Here is a 6624-nt window from a genome sequence, read left to right as displayed (position 1 = left end):
GGCACCTTCTCCCCGTGAACGGGGAGAAGGAAGATTAAGCATTCCATAGCCCCTTCTTCTTCATCTCCTCGATTTCGCGCACGGCGCGGTCGCGCAGCCTGGTGTCGCGGATCATCTTAGTCACGGCGGCGTCGTCGGACTTGTCGGAATAGCGGAATTCCGAGTCGGCGTAGCGGTTGATCTCCTGCATGACCATGTCCATCGAGAACGGTCCGCGCAGTTCCTCGATCATTGCCTTCTTGTCGTCGTAGCTCTTGTGCATGAAGGCTTCCGGCTTCTCGAACCATTCGTCGGGCAGCTCGATGTCCATGGCGCGCATCTTGATGGCGTCGGTGACGTTCTTGATGGCGCGGCCGGTGAAGCGCGGCTCGGCATCCTTGATCATGTGCAGGTACGTGCCGATGTCGGCCATCGATTTCGGCGCGCCATTCTCCTTCATGTAGCGCTCATAGACCTTGATCAGCCCATCTTCCTGCGGCTTCTCATGCTCCTCATAGGCCTCGGTCACGGCGCGCTGGATCTCCTGCGCGGCATAGAGCTTGTGGTCGCCGAGCGGGATCTTGTGGTTCTTTCCGGCGAGCAGCACGAAGATGTCGATATAGTCGTCGCGGGTCTGCGGCCCATCGACCAGCCAGCGGGCGCCGGCGCGCTGGCGCAGCGCGTCGTCGACATTCTCTGGATAGTTGGAGAACATGCCGAAGGCGCAGTTGCCGCGCACCACCGTGCCGGCACCGGCAAAGGCGTCCATCAGGACGCCGGTGATCTCCTGCTGGCCGGCGGAGGCGCGATCGTCGGAACGCCGCGCCGCCACCTGGTCGATATCGTCGATGGTGCCGAAGCCGATGACGCGCGGATTGAGCACGTTGTTGATGAACTGGCGGCAGTTCTGGCCGGACTTGCCCTGATAGGACGAGATCTGGTCGACGCCGAAATTCTCGTAGGCGAAGGGATAGCCGGCAACCTGGCAGTAGTCGTGGACGAGGCCGGCGATCATCTGGATCAGCGTCGTCTTGCCTGTGCCCGGCGCGCCGTCGCCAATGAAGGTGAACAGGAAGCCACCGAGCTCGACGAACGGGTTCAGCTCACGCTCGAAATCGTAGGCCATCAGCATTTTGGCGAGCCTGACCGACTGGAATTTGGCAATGTGGTTGCCGACGACCTCCTCCGGTTTCTTGAAGGTCATCACCAGCGGCTTCGAGCGCTTGCCGGGCGCGACGTCGAAACCGTCGAGGGTGAAATCGTCGACGTCGATGCGGATATGGGCGTTCTCGAACGGGCCGATGCCGTCGAAGCGGCCTTTTCTCGCCAGGAGCCCGTCGATGGCGACGCGGGCGAAGGCGCGCGCCCGCGTCATCAGATCGGCATCGTCCTTGGAGCCGGCAATTGCCTTGTCGAGGCCGGCAATGATCGACTTCACCGCGTCCTGCTGCGTGTCGAACAGGAAGTCGGGCTCGGCGATGTCGTTGGGCGCCTCTCCGTCGCTGTCGATCAGTTGGAAGAGGTACGAGGCGAGGCTGAAGGCGGAAATGTAGGCCGAGGCCGACAGAAGCTTCTTGAAGGTCGCGGCTTCGTCGCCCTCGAGCGGCGCGCGGGCGTTCTTGGCCTGCAGGCTCTCGAGGTCGGAGCCTTCAGCGAAGACGTCCGAGATGGCGAGCGCGATCGCCAGGCCGCGCCGGGCGCGAAACAGCAGCGTGTGCTGGGGAATGGTGAGCAACTGGTCGTCGGGGTGGACGGCGGCGACCGTCTTCGACAGCTCGACCTCGCGCGTGCGGCGCACCGAACCGACCGACACCGTCGAGACGAAGCGGCGGTTGGTGCCGGCGAGCGCGGTGCCGGATTCGCGGGACGGATCCTCCAGCACGACGATGCGGGTAATGAAGCTTTGCGCGGTGGCGCGGTGCTTTTCGATCGCAGCTTCCGAGATCGTGGTCAGGCCGGTGTCCATGAAGGATGCTCCGTGGTGTGACGGTCAGACGTCTGAGATGACCTGTCCGTTGGACAGGATGTGGACCTTGTAGCCGGAAAAGATCTTCTGCGCCTCGCCGGCGGCATAGAGCGCCTGATAGGCCTCGTGCGGGATCAGCGCATGGTTCTCGTAGCTCGACACGCCCTGGCGCGCGGCCTCCAGATCGTCGGTGTTGATGAAGAATTCCTGCGTCGTCTTCTCGCTCGAAAACAGGCCCTTGCGGCCGGGCTTCTCCGATTTGGAAAAGATCTCCTGGATGGTCCAGGTGAGCAGCCAGGCGTTTTCCGGCCTGCGCACTTTGGCCAGCACCTCGGTCACCGTCGAATTGTTGTCGGTGATGCCCGCCGAATAGAAGGGGCCGAGCACGACGCGGCGGAGCTGCTTCGGACGCAGCGGCTCGAAATCCTTGTCGAGATTGACCGCGATCGTCGCCGGCGACAGCGTATAGGCCGAATTCTTCTCGGTGAAATCGTCGAAGCGGTGGGCAAGCTCGGGATTGAGCAGCCCGTCGACCGGCAGCGGGATGTCGACCCGCTCGTTCAACTTGCCGTTGGCATCGACGAGCTGGCGCACCATGCTCTCCGAGGAATCCTCCACCGTCACCATATAGATCAACGGCAGGTTGGCGCTGCCGTCGAAGCAGGCCCAATGCACCAGGTAATAGGGTCGAAAGGTCTTGGGGTTGACCGAGACCTTCGCCGTCTGCGCCAGCGTGAACGGGCCGAAGGTCTGCTCGCTCCTGACGTCCTCCAGATAGAGCCGCTCGGCCATCGACTTCTGCAGCGCCTCGGGAAATTCCTTGTGGCGCAGGATGAAGTCGGCCATTTCCTCGCGAAGCTCTCCGGCCTGCGGGATATTGGCCAGCCGGCTCTCCGCCTGACGGCGGTCGTTCTCGAGTTCGAGCAGGTTCTGGAATACCGGATAGCCGCTGTCGGCGCGCGAGATCCGGAACGTCTCCATGAAGCCGAGGCGGTTGCGCCAGCAGGAAAACGACTTGTCCAGCCGCGCAATGTATTCGGCGACAATCCTGGCGACGATGCCATGCCGGTAGAGCGGCGAGCGATCGTCGCGCATGAACACTTCCAGCCCGCTCAGCGCCGCCGTGATGGCGGAAAAGTAGCGCGCCGCGGCTTCATTTTCGGGGGTCATCGGACTGCCTTGGAGACGAACGCCTGCCGCCAACTACTGCTGTACGTAGTTGGCGGAATTGTGCTTCTTCATCACTTCGTCGAAGCGGCGGGCGAAGGCATCGTCGGCGAGCTTCTTGCGGCGCTGGATATCGGCCGAGGCCACCATGTTCTTCTCGTGCATTTCCAGCAGATCGCCAATGTGCTTCTGCGAGGCGGCGCCGATGCCGGCCATGGTCTCCTCCGCCGTGTTGTCGACCTGGCTGCCGAGCGTGTTGATCTTGTGGGCGACGTCCTGCTGGGCGGCGGTTTTCAGTGAGTCTTCCAGCGCCTTGTAGAGGACGATGCGCTGCTCGGTGTCGATGGTCAGCTTGTTGATCAGCGTCGATTGCGCCGCGATCTGGTTGTTGAGAGAGTCCACAAAGGTCTGGAACATCGAGGTGTAGCGCTCCAGCGTCTGGCTTTCGGCTAGCAATTCCTGCTCCTTGGCCTGCTTCTCATTGTATTCGGTCGCCATCTTCGAGCGCTCGCCTTCGAGCTCGGTGCGCTCCTTCTGACTGGTCGAGGCGGCGATCTTGTTCTCGATGTCGAGCAGCATCGGGTTGAGCTCCTCGATGCGCTTCTGCACCGCTTCAAGGTTGGACATCGTCGTCTTGCGGCGCTCGATCACTTGCGACAGGCTGGTCTCGGAGGTCTTGTAGCGCTGGTCGAGGATCTGCTTCTGCGCCTTTAGGATGCCGACAATGGTGTCGGATTTGGCCAGCAGTTCCTGCAGGTTGCCGGCCAGCGACATGTTGCGCACACGATCGGTGCGCATGCGCTGCTTGCGCTGCTCGGAGAAGACACCGACGAAATTTTCCCAGCCGGTGTAGCTCTTCATGCTCTCGAATTCGGCGCCGAAGACATTGGTGGCGTCTTCAAGGCCGATGATCAGGTCGGCGATGTTGCCTTCCATGATCTTTTGTTGCTTGAGCACATCCTCGATGCGGGCGTTTTCGATGTCGAAATTGGCGTCGCCGATCTTCTTGTCGGCCTGAGCGAGCGTGTCGAGCACCGTTCCGGACTGCTCGATCTTCGTGCGCATGTCCTGCACGACCTGCTTGGTCTTGGCAATCTCGGCATCGAAATTCTGCAATGTCGCCATAGGGGCCTCCCGCATCGGCATCGGTTTCGTGTCGGCGCGAATATATGTGGAGCATTCTGGGATTGAAAGACGCAAGACCAGAGGCGTCGCGAAAACAAAAGGTTTCGTTTCTCCCTTGAAAGACAAACGAACCGTGCTCATGGCGAGACTAGCAGCCCGCCGCGCCGGCGCATTTCTCTTGCAGCTCGACTCTCGCGCCACCGGACCGCCGGCGAAGCATTCGCTTGCCACCGGAACCATCGTCTGGATATTCGGCAAACAATTGCTGAGGAACCGGCGACTGCTGGGCAGCCGTGGGGATCAGGGCTTGGGGTCGGCCCTCAGATAGGCAATGACGTTGGCGATGTCGGCGTCGTTGGTCAGTCCGTTGAAGCCCATCTTGTTGCCGGGCACCTTCAGCTTGGGCGCGCGCAGGTAGAGCGCGAGATTGGCCTCGTCCCAGACCAGGCCGCCGGCGCCGGCATCCTTCATGGCCTGCGAATAGTTGAAATTCGCGGCCGTGCCCGCGGTGCGGCCGACGACGCCCAGAAGATGCGGGCCGACCTTGTCGTGGTCGGTCGTCGCGTCATGGCAGGCCATGCAGCGGTTGAAGACCTTCTTGCCAAGCGCGGCGTCTCCTGCGGCATGGGCTGCTGCGATGTCGGCGACGACAAGGACGACGGCGGACGAAATGGCTCGAAACATGGCGGACTCCTGGCTGGGGCACGTGAATAGGGCCCATGCCTTAACAAGCGCCGCATATGATGGCGGGATTGCGGAAGCGTTCAATCCGGCCGGCGCGCCATCAGATCCGCGACAGCTTGCAGGATTTCGCGACCGATCGCGGCCGAAGAATGTTTTTCGCTCACGAAGGCCCGGCCAGCGGCGGCCATTTCGGCGGCTGCCTCAGGCTGCGCGGCGAGAGACAGGATTTTTGCGCCCAGTTCGCCGGCGTCGCGGGCGGCAAGAAAATGCCGGCCGGCCTGCAGGCCGAGCCCCTCGACGGCCTTTTCCGTGGCGCAGACGACCAGCCCCGCCGCCATCGCTTCCAGCGCCTTGATGCGGGTGCCGCCGCCGTAGCGGAGCGGCATCGGCGCGTAGCCCGCCGAGGCGAGCAGGTCGTGCAGGCTGTCAGGGTTTTCTACAAGGCGAAGGCCGTGTTCGGCGCATATCCGGCGCACGAGATTGTCGGGGGTCTTGCCGGCGACGGTGATCGACCAGTCGCGACCCGAGGCGGCGAGATGCGGCGCCATCCTGCGGCCCATCTGTTTGACGGCGTCGATGTTGGGGAAATAGCCGAGATGGCCAACGAAGCAAAGGCGCAGTGCCTCGTATCGACGGCTCGTTGTCGGCAAGGAAAGCACGCTTTCTTCGGGGATCGGATTGGCGATCACCCTGACGTCGCCTGTAGGGCCGAGGGCGGAAAGCAGCGTCCGGTCGACCCCGGAGCAGACCCAGACCTGATCTGCCACCGCCGCCGCATGTCGGTCGGCGTCCCGCGCCTGCTTGATCCTGCGCCTGTTCTCGCGCACCTTCCGCAGCCGCTTCAAGACCGGCAGCCCGGCAATGCCGTCCGCCACCGTCTTGGAATCGATATCGTGCAGGTCAATGACAGTGCGCGCGCCATGCTGCGGCGCCAGGTCAAGCAATTGCGCAAGCACGATGTTTTCGACCACCACCAGATCGGGCGCGAAAGCCCGCCAAAGCGCGTCGGCTTCGGCCAGTTCGTCGGCCGGCATGATGCGCATGGTCGGATGTGGCCTGTGACTTTGCCAGGCGCCGTTGCGGCGCGCCGACTCGAGGGCAAGGTGCCTGACATTGGAGAGCCAGGTTTGCGCTGGCGAACCGGTCAGGCTTACGGTCAGAACCTCGCCGACCGCCGAGAGCGCCCGCGCGTTGGCCGCGCACCTGATCTCGCCGCCGGACAGTGGTGGGAACGGACAAGTGAGCGTGAACTGAAGGATTTTCATGCTGCCCCCGCGGACAACAGTAGTCCAAGGCGCTTGAGGCCGGAATAGCGCAAGTCAGCCGGCTCAGGTTCTGGCGAAGCCGATGAAGTCGTCGGGCGCGGCGCGGCCCATTTCCTCTTCCCAGTGGCGGCGGCAGAGAGAAACATAGACGTCCTTGCCGATCGCCACCTGCTCGCCCTGCCTTGCCACCTTGCCGTCAGGACCCAGCCGCACGACCATCGTCGCCTTGCGGCCGCAGCGGCAGATGGTGCGCACCTCGCGCAGGTCGTCGGCGATGGCCAGCAGCACTCGCGAACCGGAAAACAACTTGCCCTGGAAATCGGTGCGCAGGCCGTAACACATGACCGGTATGTTCAGCCGGTCGGCGATACGGGCCAGTTGCCAGACCTGCTCTTCCTCGAGGAACTGCGCCTCGTCGACGAAAATGCAGTGCACAGT

The 6624-nt window shown here is 63.0% G+C and carries 5 protein-coding genes and 1 pseudogene; all 6 read right to left on the bottom strand.

Going from position 1 to position 6624, the window contains the following annotated elements:
- Positions 1–34: 34 nt before the first annotated feature.
- Complete coding sequence (locus EN742_RS19265; protein WP_126058631.1) at positions 35–1945, bottom strand: ATP-binding protein; 1911 nt, start codon at positions 1943–1945, stop codon at positions 35–37.
- A 24-nt stretch (positions 1946–1969) separates the two neighbouring features.
- Positions 1970–3115: a hypothetical protein gene (locus EN742_RS19260; protein ID WP_126058632.1), complete on the bottom strand. Its 1146-nt coding sequence runs from the start codon at positions 3113–3115 to the stop codon at positions 1970–1972.
- 33 nt (positions 3116–3148) lie between these two features.
- Positions 3149–4237, bottom strand: a complete 1089-nt coding sequence (locus EN742_RS19255) for a hypothetical protein (RefSeq protein ID WP_126058633.1) — start codon at positions 4235–4237, stop codon at positions 3149–3151.
- A 300-nt stretch (positions 4238–4537) separates the two neighbouring features.
- The gene (locus EN742_RS19250) at positions 4538–4921 is read right to left on the bottom strand and encodes a cytochrome c family protein (RefSeq protein WP_126058634.1); all 384 of its coding nucleotides are present in this window, start codon (positions 4919–4921) and stop codon (positions 4538–4540) included.
- Positions 4922–5001: 80 nt separating this feature from the next.
- Complete coding sequence (locus EN742_RS19245) at positions 5002–6186, bottom strand: glycosyltransferase (RefSeq protein ID WP_126058635.1); 1185 nt, start codon at positions 6184–6186, stop codon at positions 5002–5004.
- Positions 6187–6249: 63 nt separating this feature from the next.
- A pseudogene (locus EN742_RS19240) lies at positions 6250–6624 on the bottom strand (thymidine kinase); the annotation flags it as partial.

This window comes from Mesorhizobium sp. M4A.F.Ca.ET.020.02.1.1, from assembly GCF_004022645.1.
Taxonomy (GTDB): domain Bacteria; phylum Pseudomonadota; class Alphaproteobacteria; order Rhizobiales; family Rhizobiaceae; genus Mesorhizobium.
The sequence above is the reverse complement of the archived record's forward strand: the minus strand, read 5'-3'. Positions and strand labels throughout refer to the sequence as shown.

Coding starts and splice junctions, on each gene's coding strand:
- EN742_RS19245 (WP_126058635.1), bottom strand. CDS start 6,186: ATGAAAATCCTTCAGTTCACGCTCACTTGTCCGTTCCCACCACTGTCC.
- EN742_RS19255 (WP_126058633.1), bottom strand. CDS start 4,237: ATGGCGACATTGCAGAATTTCGATGCCGAGATTGCCAAGACCAAGCAG.
- EN742_RS19265 (WP_126058631.1), bottom strand. CDS start 1,945: ATGGACACCGGCCTGACCACGATCTCGGAAGCTGCGATCGAAAAGCAC.
- EN742_RS19260 (WP_126058632.1), bottom strand. CDS start 3,115: ATGACCCCCGAAAATGAAGCCGCGGCGCGCTACTTTTCCGCCATCACG.
- EN742_RS19250 (WP_126058634.1), bottom strand. CDS start 4,921: ATGTTTCGAGCCATTTCGTCCGCCGTCGTCCTTGTCGTCGCCGACATC.